Annotated in this window: 17 protein-coding genes; 10 read left to right on the top strand and 7 right to left on the bottom strand. The window is 55.4% G+C overall.

Features of this window, described 5'->3' with window-relative positions:
- Window positions 1–24 precede the first annotated feature (24 nt).
- Complete coding sequence (locus V1566_RS19330) at window positions 25–381, bottom strand: DUF2502 domain-containing protein (RefSeq protein ID WP_395304364.1); 357 nt, start codon at window positions 379–381, stop codon at window positions 25–27.
- Window positions 382–508: 127 nt separating this feature from the next.
- A complete protein-coding gene (gene mgrA, locus V1566_RS19325; RefSeq protein WP_395304363.1) occupies window positions 509–1,507 on the bottom strand; it encodes an L-glyceraldehyde 3-phosphate reductase in 999 nt (332 codons plus the stop codon).
- A 185-nt stretch (window positions 1,508–1,692) separates the two neighbouring features.
- On the opposite strand from mgrA, the gene ipdC reads away from it, so the two are divergent.
- Window positions 1,693–3,351 carry an indolepyruvate decarboxylase gene (ipdC, locus tag V1566_RS19320; protein ID WP_395304362.1) on the top strand — a complete coding sequence of 553 codons (1,659 nt, stop codon included), beginning with the start codon at window positions 1,693–1,695 and terminating at the stop codon, window positions 3,349–3,351.
- Here ipdC and V1566_RS19315 read toward each other — a convergent pair whose 3' ends face one another.
- Entirely contained in the window at window positions 3,352–4,587 is a 1,236-nt protein-coding gene (locus tag V1566_RS19315) for an ion channel protein (protein WP_213820427.1), read from the bottom strand.
- 205 nt (window positions 4,588–4,792) lie between these two features.
- Here V1566_RS19315 and glk point away from each other — a divergent pair, with 205 nt between their 5' ends.
- A complete protein-coding gene (glk, locus tag V1566_RS19310; RefSeq protein WP_252032614.1) occupies window positions 4,793–5,758 on the top strand; it encodes a glucokinase in 966 nt (321 codons plus the stop codon).
- A gap of 35 nt (window positions 5,759–5,793) precedes the next feature.
- On the opposite strand, the gene V1566_RS19305 is transcribed toward glk, so the two are convergent.
- Complete coding sequence (locus V1566_RS19305; protein ID WP_395304361.1) at window positions 5,794–6,525, bottom strand: LytR/AlgR family response regulator transcription factor; 732 nt, start codon at window positions 6,523–6,525, stop codon at window positions 5,794–5,796.
- 3 nt (window positions 6,526–6,528) lie between these two features.
- A complete protein-coding gene (locus V1566_RS19300; RefSeq protein ID WP_121425231.1) occupies window positions 6,529–8,235 on the bottom strand; it encodes a sensor histidine kinase in 1,707 nt (568 codons plus the stop codon).
- 386 nt (window positions 8,236–8,621) lie between these two features.
- Here V1566_RS19300 and alaC point away from each other — a divergent pair, with 386 nt between their 5' ends.
- Window positions 8,622–9,860, top strand: a complete 1,239-nt coding sequence (gene alaC, locus V1566_RS19295) for an alanine transaminase (protein ID WP_395304360.1) — start codon at window positions 8,622–8,624, stop codon at window positions 9,858–9,860.
- A 52-nt stretch (window positions 9,861–9,912) separates the two neighbouring features.
- Here alaC and ypdK read toward each other — a convergent pair whose 3' ends face one another.
- Both ypdK and lpxP read right to left on the bottom strand, forming a co-directional pair.
- Entirely contained in the window at window positions 9,913–9,984 is a 72-nt protein-coding gene (ypdK, locus tag V1566_RS19290; RefSeq protein WP_099458937.1) for a membrane protein YpdK, read from the bottom strand.
- Between the two features lie 358 nt (window positions 9,985–10,342).
- Window positions 10,343–11,299 (bottom strand): kdo(2)-lipid IV(A) palmitoleoyltransferase, encoded by a 957-nt coding sequence (gene lpxP, locus V1566_RS19285; RefSeq protein ID WP_213328124.1) that lies wholly within the window; start codon window positions 11,297–11,299, stop codon window positions 10,343–10,345.
- Window positions 11,300–12,050: 751 nt separating this feature from the next.
- Between lpxP and tssB the strand changes: the two genes are divergently transcribed.
- From tssB to tssH, 7 genes are all read left to right on the top strand, one after another.
- Window positions 12,051–12,548 carry a type VI secretion system contractile sheath small subunit gene (gene tssB / locus V1566_RS19280; protein ID WP_395304359.1) on the top strand — a complete coding sequence of 166 codons (498 nt, stop codon included), beginning with the start codon at window positions 12,051–12,053 and terminating at the stop codon, window positions 12,546–12,548.
- A 32-nt stretch (window positions 12,549–12,580) separates the two neighbouring features.
- A complete protein-coding gene (tssC, locus tag V1566_RS19275; RefSeq protein ID WP_395304358.1) occupies window positions 12,581–14,125 on the top strand; it encodes a type VI secretion system contractile sheath large subunit in 1,545 nt (514 codons plus the stop codon).
- Between the two features lie 18 nt (window positions 14,126–14,143).
- Window positions 14,144–15,481 (top strand): type VI secretion system baseplate subunit TssK, encoded by a 1,338-nt coding sequence (tssK, locus tag V1566_RS19270; RefSeq protein ID WP_395304357.1) that lies wholly within the window; start codon window positions 14,144–14,146, stop codon window positions 15,479–15,481.
- Window positions 15,478–16,131: a type VI secretion system protein TssL, short form gene (gene tssL, locus V1566_RS19265; protein ID WP_395304356.1), complete on the top strand. Its 654-nt coding sequence runs from the start codon at window positions 15,478–15,480 to the stop codon at window positions 16,129–16,131. Before tssK ends, tssL begins: the two co-directional genes overlap by 4 nt.
- Before the next feature lie 3 nt (window positions 16,132–16,134).
- The gene (locus V1566_RS19260) at window positions 16,135–17,859 is read left to right on the top strand and encodes an OmpA family protein (protein WP_395304355.1); all 1,725 of its coding nucleotides are present in this window, start codon (window positions 16,135–16,137) and stop codon (window positions 17,857–17,859) included.
- Window positions 17,860–17,864: 5 nt separating this feature from the next.
- The gene (gene hcp, locus V1566_RS19255; RefSeq protein WP_041908841.1) at window positions 17,865–18,356 is read left to right on the top strand and encodes a type VI secretion system effector Hcp; all 492 of its coding nucleotides are present in this window, start codon (window positions 17,865–17,867) and stop codon (window positions 18,354–18,356) included.
- 174 nt (window positions 18,357–18,530) lie between these two features.
- On the top strand, window positions 18,531–21,179 hold the full coding sequence (gene tssH / locus V1566_RS19250; RefSeq protein WP_395304354.1) for a type VI secretion system ATPase TssH: 2,649 nt from the start codon (window positions 18,531–18,533) through the stop codon (window positions 21,177–21,179).
- The last annotated feature ends 13 nt before the right edge of the window (window positions 21,180–21,192 follow it).

The raw sequence follows: 21,192 nt of genomic DNA, 5'->3' as shown, positions 1-21,192 counted from the left end.
GGAGCCGGGAGGCTCCTTTTTGCATTAATGATGACCGTGGCCATGGCCGTGACCGCCTCGTCCTCTCCCGCCGTGATCCCAGCCGCCGCGACGGTCGTCACGATCGTTCCAGCCTTCACGGTAGCCGCGTTCATACGCTTTGTCTTTATACCAGCCACGGTGTCTGCCGTTATCATGTTTCCACCAGCGGTCTCCGCGCCACTCATAGTGACGGTTCCAGTAGTCACGGTCGCGCCAGTAGCCACCGTCCCAGTATCTGCCGTAGTCGTCACGATCGCCAATTTGTAATTTTACTGATGGCAACAGGGTGATTTCGCCCGCTGTGGCGATCAGCGGGGCCGAAGCCAGTAATACCGCTGCAAGAATCAGTGACCTGAACATACTCTTTCTCCTTCACGATCGGGGCCTTTGTTGGGCCTGTTAACGCAATATTACGAGTTGGTAAAGCCTCGTTTCATCGCCTCAACTCCGAATTCCTGGATTAGAGCACTTTTTGCTAAAAGTGATTTTATTTTGAGCTGCTCAAAATCTCTTCTATATGAGCCAGTTCTTCCGCAGAGAAATGGCGGTTTTCCAGCATGGCCACGGCGTCATCAATCTGCGCCGCTTTACTTGCCCCAATCAGCACTGACGTCACAATCTCATGGCGTAATACCCAGGCCAGCGCCATCTGGGACAGCTTCTGGCCGCGCTCTTCCGCTATGGCGTTCAGCTTTCTTACCTTATCCAGCTTCTCTTCGGTGATCTGGTCAGGGTTAAGGAACTGACTGCCGCTTGCCGCACGTGAATCTGCCGGAATGCCGTTCAGATAGCGGTTGGTCAGCTGCCCGCCGGCCAGCGGCGAGAAGGGAATACAGCCAACCCCTTTTTCCTGCAGCACGTCCAGCAGTCCCGCTTCAGGCGCACGCTCAAACAGAGAGTATTTCGGCTGGTGGATCAGGCAGGGTGTACCGAGATCGTCAAGAATATCAATCGCCTTGCGGGCCAGAACCGCCGGGTAGTTGGATAACCCGACATACAGGGCTTTTCCCTGGCGGACCACATGGTCAAGCGCTTTCATAGTTTCCAGCAGCGGCGTTTGCGGGTCAGGGCGGTGATGATAGAAAATATCCACATACTCCAGCCCCATGCGCTTCAGGCTTTGATCCAGGCTCGCCAGCAGATATTTGCGTGACCCCCAGTCGCCGTACGGACCTTCCCACATGGTATAGCCCGCTTTGGTGGAGATGATTAGCTCATCGCGCCAGGGCAGGAAGTCCTCCTGCAAAATACGGCCAAAATTACGCTCGGCAGAGCCGGGAGGAGGACCATAGTTGTTGGCAAGGTCGAAATGCGTAATGCCCAGGTCGAATGCGCGCTGTAAAAGTTGACGGCTGTTTTCGATAAGCGTGGTGTCGCCAAAATTATGCCACAGCCCAAGCGAGATGGCGGGCAACCTGAGCCCGCTTTGGCCGCAGCGGCGATACTCCATTGTTCGATAACGATTTTTGTCCGGCTGATACCCCATTCTTGTGACCTCTGGCGATGAAGAAAAAAGTCAGTGTATGCGTTTACATTAACGTGAAAAAAAGCAGCATAGTGCAGCATTTTTTGTAAAGCATTCTTTCCATGCTCTTCTTACCGCCAATTCTGGACAGTCATCACGCTTATTTAATACTCAAGGTGAGGTCAACATTAGAAGGATACCTGTTTATGCGTACCCCATACTGCGTCGCCGATTACCTGCTGGACCGTCTTACAGATTGTGGAGCCGATCATCTGTTTGGCGTGCCGGGCGACTATAACCTGCAGTTTCTCGACCATGTAATAGACAGCCCGGATATCTGTTGGGTGGGCTGTGCCAACGAGTTAAACGCCTCTTATGCCGCGGACGGATATGCCCGGTGCAAGGGCTTCGCCGCGCTGCTGACGACATTTGGCGTAGGGGAGTTAAGTGCGATGAACGGCATTGCAGGCAGCTATGCCGAGCACGTTCCGGTGCTGCATATTGTGGGCGCGCCGGGGACGGCGTCACAGCAAAGAGGGGAACTGCTGCACCATACGCTGGGCGATGGTGAGTTTCGTCATTTTTACCATATGAGCGAACCCATCACCGCTGCACAGGCGATCCTGACCGAACAAAACGCCTGCTATGAGATTGACCGGGTGTTAACTACCATGCTCCGGGAACGTCGCCCCGGCTATCTGATGTTGCCCGCCGACGTGGCTAAAAAGGCCGCCACGCCGCCTGTAAACGCTCTCACTCTCCGGCACGCGCACGCCGATAGCGCCTGTCTGAAAGCCTTCCGGGATGCCGCAGAGAACAGGCTGGCCATGAGCAAGCGTACGGCGCTGCTGGCCGATTTCCTGGTCCTGCGCCATGGCCTGAAGCATGCCCTACAGAAATGGGTCAAGGACGTGCCGATGGCGCACGCCACCATGCTGATGGGGAAAGGCATATTTGACGAACGTCACGCCGGTTTTTACGGCACCTACAGCGGTTCGGCGAGCGCCGGCGCGGTAAAGGAGGCGATTGAAGGGGCTGATACGGTGCTGTGCATCGGCACGCGATTTACCGATACCCTGACCGCCGGCTTCACGCATCAGTTAACCCCCTCACAAACAATTGAAGTTCAGCCTCATGCCTCACGCGTCGGTGATATCTGGTTTACCGGCATCCCCATGCTCCAGGCAATCGAAACGCTGGTGGAGCTGTGTAAACAGCACGTGCGCGATACGCCGGTACCGGCCTCTCAAAGCGCGATGGCCTATCCGCAGCCGGATGGCTCGCTGACGCAGGAGAATTTCTGGAAAACGTTGCAGACGTTTATCCGCCCGGGAGACATCATTCTTGCGGATCAGGGAACCTCTGCCTTCGGCGCGATTGACCTTCGTCTTCCGGCTGACGTGAATTTTATCGTCCAGCCGCTGTGGGGATCGATTGGCTACACGCTGGCGGCGGCATTTGGCGCGCAAACCGCCTGTCCGAACCGGCGTGTGATTGTGCTGACGGGGGATGGCGCGGCGCAGCTCACCATCCAGGAGCTTGGCTCGATGCTGCGGGATAAACAACACCCCATCATTCTGGTCCTTAACAACGAAGGATACACGGTGGAAAGGGCCATCCACGGGCCGGAGCAGCGGTATAACGACATCGCGCTATGGAACTGGACGCAAATTCCGCAGGCCCTGAGCCTTGATCCTCAGGCCCAGAGCTGGCGGGTCAGTGAAGCGGAGGAGCTGGCGGACGTACTGGAAAAAGTCGCGCACCACGAGCGGCTCTCGCTGATTGAAGTGATGCTGCCGAAAGCTGATATTCCACCGCTGCTGGGGGCGCTTACCAAAGCGCTGGAAGCGCGCAATAACGCCTGATCACTTGTCGTTTCGCCAGGCCATCATCATCGGTTTGCCCGCCAGCAGGAGCCAGGCGGGCAACATTACGATACAGAGCAGGGGGAAAAGCGTTGAATCGGGTACCACCACTGCCGCCATAAACAGGCTGAGCCACGCGTCGCGCGTGACCACCAGAACCAGCCCCAGAATAGAGCAGGAGACGGTAATGGCCGCCGGCACCGCATCGACATGTTCGTGCAGCATCAGCCCCAGCGCTACGCCAACAAAGACCGCCGGGAAGATGCGTCCACCGCGGAAACCGCAGGCTGCAGCCACCACCAGCGCGGCCAGCTTAATCACGGCAAACAGCAGATAGTCGGAGACGCTGAACACCTGGCTGAAGGCCAGCTGCTGCATCTCGTCCAGACCTTTGAACAATGTCACCGTCCCGCCGATTGCCCCTAAAATACCAAGAATCAAACCGCCGGCCCCCAGGATTAACACCGGGTGTTTCAGCTTATGCACCAGCCGGTGCAAGCGAGGAAGACACCATACCGCGACCATCCCCAGCGCGATGGCGATGGCGACAACGATGGCGCCGCTGAAAATATCGGCTATCTGCATCTGGCCGTAGTGGGGAAGGGAGAGTGAAAAATGGGGATGGAAAAACAGGCTGGTCGTCAACGCCCCGGCGGCTGCGGCCATCAGCGGCGCAAACAGCTTATCCCACAGCGGGACGTCGTTATTGCTACTGAGCGTCTGCGAAAAGATCAGTGCGGCAGCGACGGGCGTGCCGAAAAGCGCTCCAATGGTGCCTGCGGAGGCGAGAATGGTCCAGTCCAGCGCGCCGACGCGGGGCAAAATGCGTGAACCGAGGAAAACCGCCAGGCCAATATTCACCGCCATAATCGGATGCTCAGGTCCCAGGCTAACGCCGCCCGCCAGACCGATAATCAATGCGATAATCAGACCCGGCAGTGCCGAAGGGGAAACCGGGGCGCCAATCAGAGGTTCCTGTGCCGGGTCTGGTCCAGCATGGCCGGGACTGAAACGGATCACCAGGCCCACCGCAATACCGGTCAACGTCAGCATCATGATGATCCAGGCAGGAGAATCAGCGGTTGCCCCCAGTTTTGCCGGAAGCGCTGTCCATAATATTGTTTGCAGCACCGACGCGACTTTCATCACGACAATGAGCACCAGGCTTGAGGCTACGCCAATGATTAACGCCGGAATGGCCAGCAACAGCATGGTTCTGGCTCGCGGGTGGAGCATGATGATTTCCTTGTACAAAACGGTATTACGTTACTTTGCACATTAAGCTTTATGGCAATAGTGCAAAAGGTGCTGAAACGGTAAAGTTATTCTGTGACGAAGATCGATAATCCATGGGCATTCACCTTACGGCCGTTGTTGTTATCACGCCTTGAATTTACAGTGTCCCAAAGATTTATTCTGACTTTAGCGGAGCAGTAGAAGAATGACAAAGTATGCTTTGGTAGGTGATGTGGGCGGCACGAACGCGCGCCTCGCATTATGCGATGTAAGTAGCGGTGAGATTTCCCGGGCGAAAACCTACTCAGGGCTGGATTATCCCAGCCTTGAGGCCGTTGTCCGCGTCTATCTGGACGAGCATCAGGTAAGCGTTGAAGACGGCTGCATCGCGATTGCCTGCCCGATAACCGGCGACTGGGTCGCAATGACCAACCATACCTGGGCATTCTCCATCGCAGAGATGAAAAAAAACCTCGGGTTTTCGCATCTTGAAATCATCAATGACTTCACCGCGGTGTCCATGGCGATCCCGATGCTGAAGCCTGAGCATCTGATCCAGTTTGGCGGATCTGAACCGGTCGAAGGCAAGCCGATCGCGGTTTACGGGGCCGGTACCGGCCTGGGCGTTTCGCATCTGGTGCATGTTGCCCAGCGCTGGGTGAGCCTGCCGGGTGAAGGCGGCCACGTAGACTTTGCGCCAAACAGCGAAGAAGAGGGCATTATCCTCGAAGAATTACGCGCAGAGATCGGCCACGTCTCAGCCGAGCGCGTTCTTTCAGGTCCGGGGCTGGTGAACCTGTACCGGGCGATTGTGAAATCTGACGGTCGTCTGCCGGAAAACCTGCAGCCGAAAGACGTCACCGAACGCGCGCTGGCGGACAGCTGCATTGACTGCCGTCGTGCCCTGTCGCTGTTCTGCGTGATCATGGGACGTTTTGGCGGCAACCTGGCGCTGACGCTGGGCACCTTCGGTGGGGTCTATATTGCGGGCGGGATCGTACCGCGCTTCCTCGACTTCTTTAAAGCCTCGGGCTTCCGCGGCGGGTTTGAAGATAAAGGGCGTTTCAGAAGCTACGTGCAGGACATTCCGGTTTATCTGATCGTGCATGATAACCCTGGCCTGCTGGGTTCGGGTGCCCATCTGCGTCAGGTTCTGGGCCAAATCCTCTGACGCATAGCCCTCTCCCGCGGGAGAGGGCGCTTTCTTTACAGGTGCATCAGCTGGCGGAACTCTTTCACCTTGCTGCGGCTCACCGGCACCTGAAAATCCAGATCCTTCAGACGCAAAATGTAGGTGTTGTTAAACCAGGGTTCGATCTCGCGGATCTTGTTTAAATTCACGCAGAACGAACGGTGGCAGCGGAAAAAGTGTGCCGTCGGCAGCTTGCTGCAAAACTCGGTGATGTTCATTGCCATCACGTACGATTCCCGCCGCGTGTAGACAAACGTCATCTTTTCATGGGCTTCGGCATAGTAGATATCATTGACCGGCGTCACGATGATGCGCTCGTCTTTGACGAGATTAATGGTGTCGTTTTCCCGTACCGTTGGGGTGGCGCTAGCGGGGGCGGTCTGCTGCTGCCAGGCGGCCTCCAGCTTTTGCAGCATGCTGACAATCCGCGACTCCTGATAAGGCTTAAGAATATAGTCAAACGCCTCCAGCTCGAAGGCCTCTACGGCGTGCTCTTTCCAGGCGGTAACGAAAACGATAAACGGCTTATGGACAAACTGATTGATGTTTTGCGCCAGCAATACGCCATCCAGCGACGGAATATTGATATCCAGAAAAATGGCGTCGACCCGGTTATGCTGCAAAAACTTCAGCACGTCCAGACCATCATCAAACGTACCCACAATCTCCATCTGGCTGTGGGTTTTGATAAGCCAGGTGAGCTCCTGCTGAGCCAGGAATTCATCTTCTACGATGATAACTTTCATAGGCTACTCCACCTGGGGCAACAGTGATGTCGTCGTATGTGCGAGAGAGCGCTCATTCGGGACGTAAAAAGAAATTTCGGTGCCCGGCTCAAGACGGTGAATATGCAGTCCGTCGCCGTAAAGCAGCTTGACCCGGTGATGCACGTTCAGCAGGCCGATTTTATTTCCGGGCATTTCGTTAGACTCCACGCGCTCAATGACTTTTGGATCAATCCCGTGGCCGGTATCGCGCACGGCAATACGCACGCGGTTGCCGCTTTCGGTGACGCTGATGGTGACGACACCTTTGCCTTTACAGGGTTGAATACCGTGAACAATCGCGTTTTCGACCAGCGGCTGGATAAGCAGGCTCGGGATCACGCAGTTGACCTCTTCATCAATATCGTAAATGACCGTGAGCTTGTCGCCAAAGCGCGCCTGCTCAATCGCGATGTAGTCTTTGATCTGATACAGCTCTTTTTTGATGTCGATCTGCTCGTCATCTTTCAGCTCGATGTTGTAGCGAAGATAGCGCGACAGGTTGAAAATCAGCTGGCGCGCGGTGTCCGGATTAAGACGAATGGACGAGGAGATAGCGTTCAGCGCGTTAAACAGGAAATGGGGATTGATTTTACTCTGCAGCGCGCGCAGCTCTGCCTTATTTGCCATCTCACGCAGCTGTTCCGCCCGCGAAACCTCAAGCTGGGTGGAGATAATCTGCGACAGGCCAATCGCCATCTCCTGCAGGGAGGAGGTGATCTGATGCGCGTGACAGTAATAAATTTTCAGGGTGCCCGTCACGACGCCTTTCTCCCACAGCGGGATCACCAGCATCGAGTGAATTTCCGGCGTTCGGTGGGCTTCATCATTGTTTTTAATTATGATTTTACCGTAGTTAATCGCCTGTCTGGTGGTCGGGCTAATGGTGTCATCGTTGTCGCGATAGTTGTGTTCCCCGACGCCAACGTAGGCCAGCACGTGGTCAATATTGGTGATGGCGACGGCGTCAGCATGGATATCGTGGCGGATAATTTCGCAGACCTGACGCAACGATTCCGCGTTAACGTGGCGGAAAAGCGGCAGCGTTTTGTTGGCGATATCCAGCGCCAGCTTAGCCTGACGGGCGGCACTGGCCTCTTTTTCTCCTTCAACGCTTTGCACCAGCAGCACGATAAAACCGATGCACACGCTGCCCAGAATCATTGGGATACCGATTTTCGAGACAATATCCAGCCCCAGCGCGGTGGTGGGGGCCCAGACGACGACCAGGATCATGGTCAGCGTTTCGCACACCATGCCTGCGACGATCCCGGCGCGCCAGCGCTGTTTTTTCGGGATTTTGCGGCTGATCCAGCCGGAAAGCACCCCGGCGATAATGCTGGTGATAAAGCACGGAACCGCCGTTACACCCCCGATATCAATCAGGTAGCGGTGCGTCCCGGCAATCAGACCGGTGATGACGCCTACCCACGGACCAAACAAAATCCCGCCGGACATGACGGCGATTATGCGCACGTTTACCAGCGAACCCTCTACCGGCACGCCGGACCAGGTGCTGAACAGGGCGAACAGCGAAAAGATGGCGGTAACGGCCAGCAGTTCTTTTGGCGAGTGGGCTGATTTGTGCAACAGCTCGCGGAACAGGCGAATGCGAATGAGGAAGAACAGGCAAATCAGCATTAATGCCGCACGGTCAAAAACCGCCAGCAGCATAGTGAATATTTCGTGCACGAGTAGACCTGGGATAACGGGAAAGAACCATGATAAAAAACCTGGCACGTATTGACCAGCTATCCGTCAGGTTTATCAAATGAGGAAAAACCATAATTTGCAAAGGGGATTATCTGGCGGTGACCGATGCGTCCTGTGTTTTCCTTGCCCGCGCATCGTCAGGTAACTGGTTTGATATCATCCTGTTAAATAACAGCTATCAGAAAGCCGATCCCGAAACAGAGGCTTCCGCTTTTAGACGCAGCCGGGTTCCTGTTTTCAGAAGATTGTTTTTTTTTCATTTCCCTCTCGACAGCATGTTTTTTTTCAGGTTATTTTCTAGACATGCCACATCGGTGGCAGCGTCGCTCGGACGGTCCGGGCGCTAACGTTAATCTGAGGAATCTATGGCTGAATTCAGTCCTGAACGCCGTTTTACGCGTATCGATCGTCTCCCCCCTTATGTTTTCAACATCACTGCTGAGCTGAAAATGGCTGCGCGTCGGCGCGGCGAAGATATCATTGACTTCAGCATGGGTAACCCTGACGGCCCAACGCCACCGCATATTGTTGAGAAACTCTGCACGGTTGCCCAGCGCCCGGATACGCACGGCTACTCAACCTCTCGCGGTATTCCCAGATTGCGTCGCGCGATCTCGCGCTGGTATCAGGATCGCTATCAGGTTGATATCGATCCTGAAAGCGAAGCGATTGTCACCATCGGCTCAAAAGAGGGGCTGGCACACCTGATGCTGGCCACGCTGGATCATGGCGATACGGTGCTGGTGCCGAATCCAAGCTACCCGATCCATATCTACGGGGCGGTGATTGCCGGGGCGCAGGTCCGCTCCGTGCCGCTGGTGGAAGGTGTCGATTTCTTTAACGAACTAGAACGTGCGATTCGCGAAAGCTATCCGAAACCCAAGATGATGATCCTCGGTTTTCCGTCGAACCCAACGGCCCAGTGTGTGGAGCTCGATTTCTTCGAGAAAGTTGTCGCGCTGGCCAAGCGTTATGACGTGCTGGTGGTTCACGATTTAGCCTACGCTGACATCGTCTATGACGGCTGGAAAGCCCCGTCGATTATGCAGGTTCCGGGTGCTCGTGACGTGGCGGTAGAGTTCTTTACCCTGTCGAAAAGCTACAACATGGCGGGCTGGCGTATTGGCTTTATGGTGGGTAACAAAACGTTGGTGAGTGCACTGGCGCGCATTAAGAGTTATCACGACTACGGTACCTTCACGCCGCTGCAGGTCGCGGCTATCGCTGCCCTGGAAGGCGATCAGCAGTGCGTTCACGACATTGCCGCCCAATATAAGCGCCGTCGAGACGTGCTGGTCAAAGGGTTGCATGAAGCGGGCTGGATGGTAGAAATGCCGAAAGCGTCCATGTACGTCTGGGCGAAAATTCCGGAACCATACGCGGCGATGGGATCGCTGGAGTTTGCCAAAAAACTGCTGCAGGATGCGAAGGTGTGTGTGTCCCCGGGCATTGGCTTTGGTGATTACGGCGACACCCATGTGCGATTTGCCCTGATTGAAAACAGTGACCGTATTCGTCAGGCGGTGAGGGGCATCAAGAGTATGTTCCGGGCTGACGGTCTTCTCACCTCAAAGAGCGCCGCTGAACACCCCGCGTCGTCATGACATAAAAAAACAGGAGCCGATGGCTCCTGTTTTTTTGACTGCATGTTCTTCACTAGATCATCAGGGCAAAGGTTCCGGCCCAGACTAAAACAATCACCGAAATGCCCATAAAGAAATATTTCACGTTTCATCGCTCCGCGTATCTTGTGGTACGCATTTAAAAACAGAGTCCACCTGATTATAGAGAACTGAAATCCGGTCAAAACGGAAATGAGAATTTTCCCGTTACGCCGTTAACTCCAGCTCAGAATTCTGTGCTTTCCTGTTGCCAGACGGCGCTAATGTACGCCTAAAAATGAGGGGTGACAAGAGGCATTTTTTTAAATAATTTCCGTTACTTACGAGTGTCGTGGAACGGCGACAGTTTGATTTCGCATCGCAATAAATTCACTTTGGGCGACGCAATGAAAGACGGTTTCTCAACGGGATGACAGGTGATTGAAAAGGTTAGTTTCTTAGCGAAACTAACCTTCCTGAAAGACTTAAATATAGAGCGAGGCTTCGCCAAGAGGGCGGGTTTTGAAACGACGATGCATCCACAGATACTGCTCTGGCGCACGCATAATTTCAGTTTCGATAACTTTATTGATAAACGCTGCCGCTTCGCACTCGTTTTCCGGATAGTTAGCCATTTCAGGGGAGATGTGCAGACGATAGCCTGACTTATCTGCTTTTCTCACCATCGTCACGGTCAGCATGGAGGCGCCAGACAGACGCGAAATAACAAAGGTGCCGTTAGTCGTCGCAACGTCTTTCACCGCAAAGAAGGGCGCAAAGCTGCTGCCTTTCCGTCCATAATCCTGATCGGGTGCAAACCAGACGGCTTCACCTTTCTTCAGCGCTCCAACCATGCCGCGCAGGTTGTTACGGCTGATCATCGCCTTATTGGAACGCATGCGGCCTCGCGTCTGCACCCACTCCATCAGCGCACTGTTGTGCGGTCTGTAGGTCGCCATCATTGGCTGACAAAGCCCCATCACGCGGCCACCCAGCTCCAGCGACATAAAGTGAACGCCAACGACCATCACGCCGCGTTTTTGCATCTGCGCGCGTTTAAGGTTATCCAGACCTTCCACGTCAAACCACTTGCGGACACGCTCATCCGGCCAGAACCAGGCCATGCCGGTTTCAAGCAGCGCCATGCCGATAGACTTGAAGTTTTCAGCGATGAGTTTCTCGCGCTCTTCAGCATTGTACTGAGGAAAGCAAAGCTCAAGATTTTTACGCGCGATTGATTCGCGACGTTTCAGGAAAACGCGGGAAGCGCTGCCCAGTTTCGATCCCAGCAAACGCAGAACAGGGTACGGAAGTTGAACCAGCAGCCAGAGTACGCCAAGACCAAACCATGTAAACCAGTAACGCGGGTGTAAAAATGCGCGTTTGAAATTGGATTGAGACAAAATAGAGAAACCTATGTAGAGCCGGTGAAAGTAACGCATAGTGCGATACCACGTGCCTATTAGACCGTAGTACAAGGTCATGGTTGCAGGCTTTACCGATCTTTACGGCGTTACCTGGCCATAGCTGACATTGGGTGGGCGGCATAATGTAACACCGTTATACGATATGTGCTATTACTCGTTTTTGATTAAAAAAGCGGCACATCAGGAGGCGCTTGATTTTACAGATTTTATAGGTAATCGCATGGAAGCGCCTTTCCTGCCTGAGCGGAAGGCAGAAGGGTTAGCGCTCAGAGGGAAGGCGTAACGAAAAATACGGCATTGTTGATTCGCGCCAAATTAAACATTTACGCCTTTATTTATTCCTTCACATAATAAATAAGAAATTTCTTCGTGAAAATTCTTAAGCGTTATTCATACCATCAATGGAATAGTCATCTGCTTTCATCCATTCCTTTCTTCTTTTAATCGTGCGCAATAATATATTGCCGTTCTTTTGCGCTTTTTGACGTAGTGCTGTGATGCAAATCAAAACAAGATGTTTTTATAAACATCTCTCTGGCTGCAACCCCTTCTGCGATACAAATATTCGATTTGTGAGAAAAGAGCAGTTTCTTTTCCTGAGTTAATTAGGCAATTTGCGATAATGTCTTAGTGGAAAATTCTTAAGAAAATTCTTGCATCGGATAAATGATCTGTGTATTTGATTTTGTTCCGATCATTATTCTATTATTGCGCATCAAGAACGATACCGTGAAGTTGGCATAGCAAAACAAAGAGGGATGATTAGATGGCTGAAAGTTTTCAGAATGAGGTGCCTAAGGCACGTATTAACCTGAAGCTTGACCTGCATACTGGCGGAGCAAGCAAGAAAATGGAATTACCCTTGAAATTGCTTGTTACGGGTGATTTCAGCAATGGGCAGGAAACTGCGACAATATCTGAGCGAGAAAAGATTAACATCACCAAAAATAATTTTGACAGCGTTCTTTCCGAATATTCCCCAAAAGTTAACCTGGCCGTTAAAAATACGCTGTCTGACGATGGTGGTGAGGATAACATTCAGCTGACTTTCCAGAGCATGAAAGACTTCACGCCAGAGCAGGTGGCTGCTCAAATTCCACAGCTGAAGGCGATGCTGGCGATGCGCAACTTGCTCCGCGATCTGAAAGCCAACCTGCTGGATAACCAGACTTTCCGAAAAGAGCTGGAGAAAATCGTTCTTGACCAGTCACTTAGTGCTGATCTGCGAAATGAACTATCTGCACTGGCAGCAAAAAAACCTTAACCATCGCGCTGTTTTAACGGATTAATCAAGGAATGCTCATGTCTGTACAAAATAATACTGCTGGTGGTGAAAGCGTTGTGCTGGAACGTCCCGCTGCGGGAGGGGTTTACGCCTCTCTGTTTGAGAAAATCAATCTGAGTCCTGTCTCCGAGTTGAGCGCGCTAGACATCTGGCAGGATGCGCAGGCGATGTCAGATGCGACCGCTGATGAACGTCTGACTGCCGGTATGCAGGTCTTTCTGGAGTGTCTGACCAAAGCGGGCGCGAAGGTCGAAAAACTGGATAAAAGCCTGATTGATCACCATATCGCTGAGCTCGATTATCAAATCAGCCGCCAGTTGGACGCGGTTATGCACCATGACGAGTTTCAGGCGGTTGAAAGCCTGTGGCGCGGTGTGAAGTCGCTGGTTGATAAAACAGATTTTCGCCAGAACGTCAAAATTGAGCTGCTGAGCATGTCCAAAGAAGACCTGCGCCAGGACTTTGAAGACAGCCCGGAAATCATCCAGAGTGGTCTGTATAAACACGCCTACATCGATGAATATGATACTCCTGGCGGCGAGCCAATTGCGGCGCTGATTTCCGCTTACGAGTTTGATGCTTCAGCGCAGGATGTCGCCCTGCTGCGTAACATCTCTAAAGTCTCCGCTGCTGCGCATATGCCGTTTATCGGCTCTGCAGGCCCGAAATTCTTCCTTAAAGAGTCCATGGAAGACGTCGCGGCGATTAAAGATATTGGTAACTACTTTGACCGCGCAGAGTACATCAAGTGGAAATCGTTCCGCGATACCGATGACGCTCGCTATATTGGCCTGGTCATGCCGCGCGTGCTGGGACGTCTACCGTATGGCCCGGATACCGTTCCGGTTCGCAGCTTCAACTATGTCGAAGAAGTCAAAGGTCCGGATCACGACAAATACCTGTGGACCAATGCCTCGTTTGCCTTCGCGTCTAACATGGTGCGCAGCTTTATCAACAATGGCTGGTGTGTACAAATCCGTGGTCCACAGGCAGGTGGTGCGGTTCAGGATCTGCCTATCCATCTGTACGATCTCGGTACCGGCAATCAGGTAAAAATCCCAAGCGAAGTGATGATCCCTGAAACCCGCGAATTCGAATTCGCGAATCTGGGCTTCATTCCTTTGTCCTACTACAAAAATCGCGACTACGCGTGCTTCTTCTCGGCTAACTCCACCCAGAAACCGGCGCTGTATGACACCGCAGATGCGACGGCAAATAGCCGCATCAACGCCCGTCTTCCGTACATCTTCCTGCTGTCGCGTATCGCCCATTACCTGAAGCTGATTCAGCGCGAGAACATCGGTACCACCAAGGATCGCCGACTGCTCGAGCTGGAGCTCAACACATGGGTCCGCAGTCTGGTGACCGAAATGACCGATCCGGGCGACGAACTGCAGGCGTCTCATCCACTGCGTGATGCGAAAGTAGTGGTGGAAGACATTGAGGATAACCCGGGCTTCTTCCGCGTGAAACTGTTCGCCGTGCCGCACTTCCAGGTGGAAGGGATGGACGTCAACCTGTCGCTGGTTTCCCAGATGCCGAAAGCCAAATCGTAAGGCGAGGGGAAATCAGGGATGAAAATTTACCGCCCGCTTTGGGAGGATGGGGCCGCTCTGGCCCCGCAACAGTTCCAGCAGCAGGCCCGCTGGAATGAGCACGTTGCCGACATGATCGCCCGGATGGGGTTTTCTCATCCCTGGGGCGTGGTTGCGGCAGAATTTGATGATGCTGCACTGGCGCTCGCGCGCCTGAATGTTATCCGTCTGGTCGTACGTTTCCAGGATGGCACGATTGTTGATACGGATCTGGCGGATAATATTCCGCCGGTCTGTGATTTGTCTGCCGCAAACGGCTCTGAGGCTGTTGAGGTGGTTGCCGCACTGCCGCTGCTGAGCGCCAGTGGTGGCAACCTCGATAACGGCCAGGACAGTGAGCGCCCGCGTCGCTGGAAAGCGGAGCGTGTGGTGGTGCAGGAACTGGCCGGCCAAGAAAGCGGGGAGCTTGCGATCCTGCGTCATGCGCTGACCCTGCGCCTGTCCAGCCAGGAAAACGCAGCATACCTGACCTGTCCGGTGGCCCGTCTGGTGCGTAATGCACAGGGGCAGTGGAGCCGGGACCCGTCCTTTATCCCGCCAATGCTGTCTGCTGCTGCCAGTCCGTGGCTTGCCACTGAACTGGGTGACCTGCTGGTCCGTCTGCAGGCCCGTCGCCGTCGCCTGATGGCCATGCGCCGGGAAAGCAATGAGCGGATGGCCGACTTTGCGGTCGCGGATGTCTCCCTGTTCTGGTTGCTCAACGCCCTGAACAGCACCGAGCCGGTGCTGACTGAACTGCTTCAGACGCCTGAGCGTCACCCGGAACTACTGTACCGCGAACTGACCCGCCTGGCCGGCAGTCTGCTGACGTTCTCACTGGAGCATGACGCCGGCGATATTCCTGCTTATCAGCATGCTGCACCGGAGCGGGTATTCCCGCCGCTGCTGGCACTGCTCGATAAGCTGCTGGAAGCGAGCCTGCCGTCGCGGGTGGTGAGTATTCATCTGGAGCATCAGGATCAGATCTGGAAAGGTGCCCTGCACGATGCGCGCCTGCGCGAAGGGGCAGACTTCTACCTTTCCGTACGCTCCGCCATGCCGAACCATGAACTTCAGACGAAATTCCCGCAACTGTGTAAAGCGGGCAGCTTTGAAGATGTTTCGGATGTGGTGAATGTGGCCCTGAGCGGGATGGTTATCAAGCCGCTGACCCATGTGCCGGCCGCTATCCCGTTACGCCTTGAGAACCAGTATTTCTCGCTGGATCTGAGTAGTGAGGCAGCGCGGGCGATGCTGGAAGCGGGAAGCTGCACCTTCTATACCCCGCGCTCACTGGGGGATGTGAAACTTGAACTCTTTGCGGTGCTGCGCACATGAATAAATCCGAACTCAGCCAGATAGAACGCATTTTCTACCCGGGCTGGCTGATGGCCAGCCAGCTGCGCGGTGGCCAGGAAGTCCGGGACGGGGAAGGACTCTATCGCCGGGCCTGCCGTCTGGTGCAGGAGGTGAAAGCTGCCCTCACGGAGGCAGGTTACAGCGACATCAGCCGTGACCATATGGTGTATACCCTGTGTGCACTGCTCGATGAGAGCGTGATGAATCGGGGAACCACCGATGACGGCTACCTGACCTGGCGCCGTGACCCGCTGCAGGCACACTTCTTTGGCACCCTCAATGCCGGTGAGGAACTGTGGGAAAGGATCCGAAGCCTGCTGAAAGAAACTGTGCCTGATACCGCTGTCCTGACCTGTATGTATCGGACTTTGCAACTGGGGTTTGTGGGGCAATATCGCGCTCAGGATGATGAGCGTCGGGAAGATATTGTTCGCGCGCTTGCGGAACGGGTACCGGCTTTTACGTTGGCACAGGACGCTCCCATTGTTGCCCGGGCATCACGCCTGCGTAGCGGCCGTCGCGGGTACTGGCTGAGCTGGGTTGTGGCCGCTGTTGCCCTGGTGGCGCTCTGGTTCTTCCTTTCGTCTTCGCTTACCGAACTGGTAAACCAGACCGTCAGGCCGGGGTAAGCGATGCGGGATGCGTACAGAAGTCTGTTAACTGCCCTTGGCGCTGTACTGGCGCTGTGGCTCATTCTGGGATTCTGGCCACTGTCCACGGGCAGCCGTGTGGCACTCAGCCTACTGGTTGTTTTGGTGTCCGGGGTGATGTTCTGGCGTCAGCGTCGGGCCTCGCAGGCGCGGGCGACCGCTGTCCGGGAAATTGTGGATGAAAACCTGCCGCCGGAAGATTTTCAGGGCGCGGTGATCCTCGTCTGTGGCGACAACGCCCCGCTGTTTGTGTCTGGTTCCCGCCACCGGGAAACCCGGCAGGGATGGTATCTGTGGGTGAAGGATGCAGAGCAGCTGTCACTCCTGGCACAGCACATGAGCCTGGTGCGTCCCGCTCTGGTGTCGCAAATCTCCGTCATGCTGGCGGTGATACCTGAACAGCACACATCCGGTGATGACTTTACCCAGAATCTTCGGGGCTGGCAGCGGGCTGTCGTCCGGTGCCGCGCAGCATTTGGCACGATCCCCCCGCTGTGGACCGTGACTTGGGTATCGCCACCTGTGGCCTGCGCGGAGGCAGAGCCCGTCTGGTTTACGACAGTTAGTCAGCGAAGCGGCATTCAGGTGTATCAGCCTGGTCAGGGCAATGTGTCACTGACGGAGTGGACCCGGGAGAGTGGATCTGACGGACGTCTTTCGCGTCTGAGTCAGGGGCTGTGGCTGGACAGCCTGCTTACCTGGCAGAACAGCGCGGTAAATGACCTGCTGTCGGTACGACAGGGCGAACTGCCTGTGATGAAGCCCTGCGTGCAGGGCATGTGCATGGTGCCGGTGAGTGGTATTGCAGGCAATCTCTGGCAACAGCACATCACTGCAGTGACGGCGCTTTCACCGGATACCGTTGTGGCCACCGGGCCACTGCCGCTGCCTGAACTGCTGCTTCCGGCATTACCCCGACGACGTGGCGTCAGTCGCAGAATGGTTTTCTGGCGTTACGCCGGATTACTGGGTGGGGTATTCCTTGCGCTGGCGATGCTGGCGTCCTGGATGAACAACCAGCGCCTCATCCGGAATGTTGGCGATCACCTTGCGCTATATCACCAGCTGACGGGTAAACCTGTTGCCCCGAAACTGCGTGCGCAGCAGCGCCTGCGGGCCGATGGCGCATTGCTGGACGACTGGCAGCGCCGCGGGGAGCCACTGCGTTATCGTCTGGGGTTGTATCAGGGTCTGCGCCTGATTCCGCTCGTTGAGGCTGCTATCAGCGACTGGGCACCTCCGCCACCGCCTCCACCGGTCATTAAGAAAATCATTCAGGGTCCGAAAACACTTCGCCTCGACAGCATGTCGCTGTTCGATTCAGGCAAATATGTACTCAAAGCGGGCTCTACCAGAATGCTGGTGAATTCACTGGTTGGCATCAAAGCGAAACCGGGCTGGTTGATTGTCGTGTCCGGCCATACCGATAACACCGGCAATCCGCAACTGAACCAGACGCTATCTCTGAAACGTGCTGAAGCGGTACGCAACTGGATGCGTGACACCGGCGACGTGCCGGAAAGCTGTTTTGCGGTGCAGGGCTATGGCGAAAGCCGCCCTGTCGCAACTAACGACACTCCGGAAGGGCGTGCGCTTAACCGACGTGTCGAAATCAGTCTGGTACCGCAGGCCAGTGCCTGCCAGATACCGGGCAATCCCAAAGCGTCATCGCAGGATGATGGCGTCACAGAAAATAAAACGGAGTAATTTACATGGCAATTCCTGTTTATCTTTGGCTGAAAGACGACGGCGGCGCGGACATTAAAGGGTCTGTGGACGTTCAGGATCGTGAAGGCAGCATCGAAGTTGTTGCACAGCAGCACAACCTGTACATCCCGACCGACAACAACACCGGCAAGCTGACCGGAACCCGTATCCACACGCCGTTCCTGTTCACTAAGGAAATTGATTCCTCCAGCCCGTACCTGTACAAGGCTGTTACCACCGGTCAGACCCTCAAGTCTGCGGAATTCAAGTGGTACAAAATCAACGACGCGGGCCAGGAAGTGGAGTACTTCAACACCAAACTGGAAAACGTGAAGGTGGTGAAAGTGAATCCTGAAATGTATGACATCAAGGATCCTTCTAAAGAGAAGCATAACCACCTTGAACGCGTTGAACTGCGTTACGAAAAAATTACCTGGACCTACAAAGACGGCAACATCATTCATTCCGATTCCTGGAACGAACGCGCCACCGCGTAATCCTGATGCGGGCAGGTTTTTCCTGTCCGCAGTTTTTTGCTGAGTGCCTGTCTGAAACGGGCGTTGAGCAAAGAAACCCACAATCTGCCAGCCCGACCTCATGCGCTTTGGTCCCCGTCACGGGAAACAGCGATGGGCGGTAGCATGCCCAGGAACCGACAAAGAGAGAGACTCATGGAAAATCCAGCCATCCTGTTGCGACGTCTGAACCCTTACTGCGCCCGTGCGATGGAAGGCGCGGCTTCGCTCTGCCAGACCCGCGCTCACGCGAAAATCCTGCCTGAGCACTGGCTGCTGAAGCTGCTGGAGCAGGGAGAGGGTGACCTGACGGTGCTGGCTCGTCGCTATGAGTGGGATATGGACGCCATCTGGCAGGATTTGCTGGGCTGGCTGGATACACTTCCTCGCTCTGTTCGCAGTCGCCCGCAGCTATCAGACAGTATTGAGACGCTAATGCAGGAAGCCTGGCTGTTCGCCTCCCTTAACGGCGAAGAGCATATCCGCAGTGTGCATCTGCTGATGGCGCTGGTCGATAAACCTAAACTGGCGGGCTGCGATGGTCTGTGGCCGCTGCTGACTCTCGGGCAGAGCCAGCTTGAGCGTCTTCGCCCGTTGCTGGACGCCCAGTCTGATGAGCGCCCGGATGTTCAACAGGAAGCCGAACTGGCACAAAATCACGGTGGTGAAGTGGAGTTTGTTGGCCGTTCGGTCGGCGCTGAGATAAAAGAAGGCGAACTGATTCCGGCGCTGCAGAACGCGCTGGATAAATTTACCCTTGATGTCACCGCTAAAGCGAAAGAGGGCAAGATTGATCCGGTCTTTGGTCGCGATACGGAAATCCGCCAGATGGTGGACATTCTTTCGCGCCGTCGCAAGAACAACCCGATTCTGGTGGGTGAACCAGGCGTCGGCAAAACGGCGCTGGTGGAAGGTCTGGCTTTACGTATCGCAGAAGGTAATGTTCCGGAAAGCCTGAAGCCGGTTATTCTGCGCACCCTCGACCTCGGCCTGTTGCAGGCGGGTGCAGGAGTGAAAGGTGAGTTCGAACAGCGCCTGAAAAACGTCATTGATGCTGTACAACAGTCGCCTACCCCAATTTTGCTGTTTATTGACGAAGCCCACACCATCATCGGCGCGGGTAACCAGGCGGGAGGCGCAGATGCGGCCAACCTGTTGAAACCAGCGCTGGCGCGTGGCGAACTTCGCACCATCGCCGCCACCACATGGTCTGAATACAAACAATATTTTGAGCGCGATGCTGCCCTGGAGCGTCGCTTCCAGATGGTGAAGGTGGACGAGCCGGACGATGAGACGGCGTGCCTGATGCTCAGAGGCCTGAAATCCCGCTATGCCGAACACCACGGCGTGCATATCACCGATGAGGCGGTCAGGGCGGCGGTCACCCTATCCAGACGTTACCTGACAGGTCGCCAGTTGCCGGACAAGGCGGTGGACCTGCTGGACACGGCTTCCGCCCGCGTGCGCATGAGCCTTGACACCGTGCCGGAGCCGCTGACCCGGATGAAGGCGCAGCTCACGGCCCTGGCGATGGAAAAGCAGGCGCTGATGGAGGATATCGCGGTGGGCAACACCGCTCCCGGTGAACGTCTGGCGGCCATTGAGCAGGACGAAGTCCGCATCATCGTGGAACTCGACGCACTGGAAACGCAGTACGGCCAGGAGCTGAAACTCACGGAAGCACTGCTGGCCTGCCGCGCGGACATCTCCCGTCAGGCGGAAATTGCCGTCCTGCAGACAGAGCTTACCGCCGTGCAGCAGAATAACCCGCTGCTGGGGCTGGACGCGGACGTGCGCACCGTCGCCACGGTGATTGCCGACTGGACGGGCGTGCCGCTCTCGTCATTAATGAAAAACGAGCAGACGGAGCTGCTGAGCCTGGAGAATAACCTCGGTAAACGCGTGGTGGGCCAGGATGCGGCGCTGAATGCCATCGCGCAGCACCTGCGCGCGTCAAAAACCGGCCTCGCGCCGGAGAACGGCCCGCAGGGCGTGTTCCTGCTGACTGGTCCGAGCGGCACCGGCAAGACCGAAACCGCGCTGGCTCTGGCGGACGAATTGTTCGGCGGCGAGAAATCCCTGATTACCATCAACCTCTCCGAGTACCAGGAGCCGCACACCGTGTCGCAGCTGAAAGGCTCGCCGCCGGGGTATGTCGGCTACGGCCAGGGCGGCATCCTCACCGAGGCGGTGCGCAAACGTCCGTACAGCGTGGTGCTGTTGGATGAAGTGGAAAAGGCGCACCGGGACGTGATGAACCTGTTTTACCAGGTTTTCGACCGGGGCTTTATGCGCGACGGCGAAGGGCGTGAAATCGACTTCCGTAACACCGTTATCCTGATGACTTCCAACCTCGGCAGCGACCACATCATGCAGATGCTGGATGAACAGTCGGAAGCCATCGAACCGGAACTGCACGAACTGCTGCGCCCGTTGCTGCGTGACCATTTCCAGCCTGCGCTGCTGGCCCGCTTCCAGACCGTGATTTATCGCCCGCTGACGGAAGCGGCTATGCGCACCATCGTGAAAATGAAGTTGTCACAGGTCAGCAGGCGTCTGAACCGCCACTACGGTCTGACCACGCAGATTGATGAGAGCCTGTACGACGCCCTGACCGCCGCCTGCCTGCTGCCGGATACCGGTGCGCGCAACATCGACAGCCTGCTGAACCAGCAAATACTGCCGGTACTGAGTCAGCAACTGCTCAGCCATATGGCAGCGGGGCAGAAGCCACAGCACCTGCGGCTTGCCTGGGATGACGAGGAGAGAATTGGACTTGAGTTTTCAGACGCGGCTGAACGCTAATCCGGAGGCAGGG

Source organism: Enterobacter sp. ECC-019, from assembly GCF_043974075.1.
GTDB lineage: Bacteria > Pseudomonadota > Gammaproteobacteria > Enterobacterales > Enterobacteriaceae > Enterobacter > Enterobacter asburiae_D.
The sequence above is the reverse complement of the archived record's forward strand: the minus strand, read 5'-3'. Positions and strand labels throughout refer to the sequence as shown.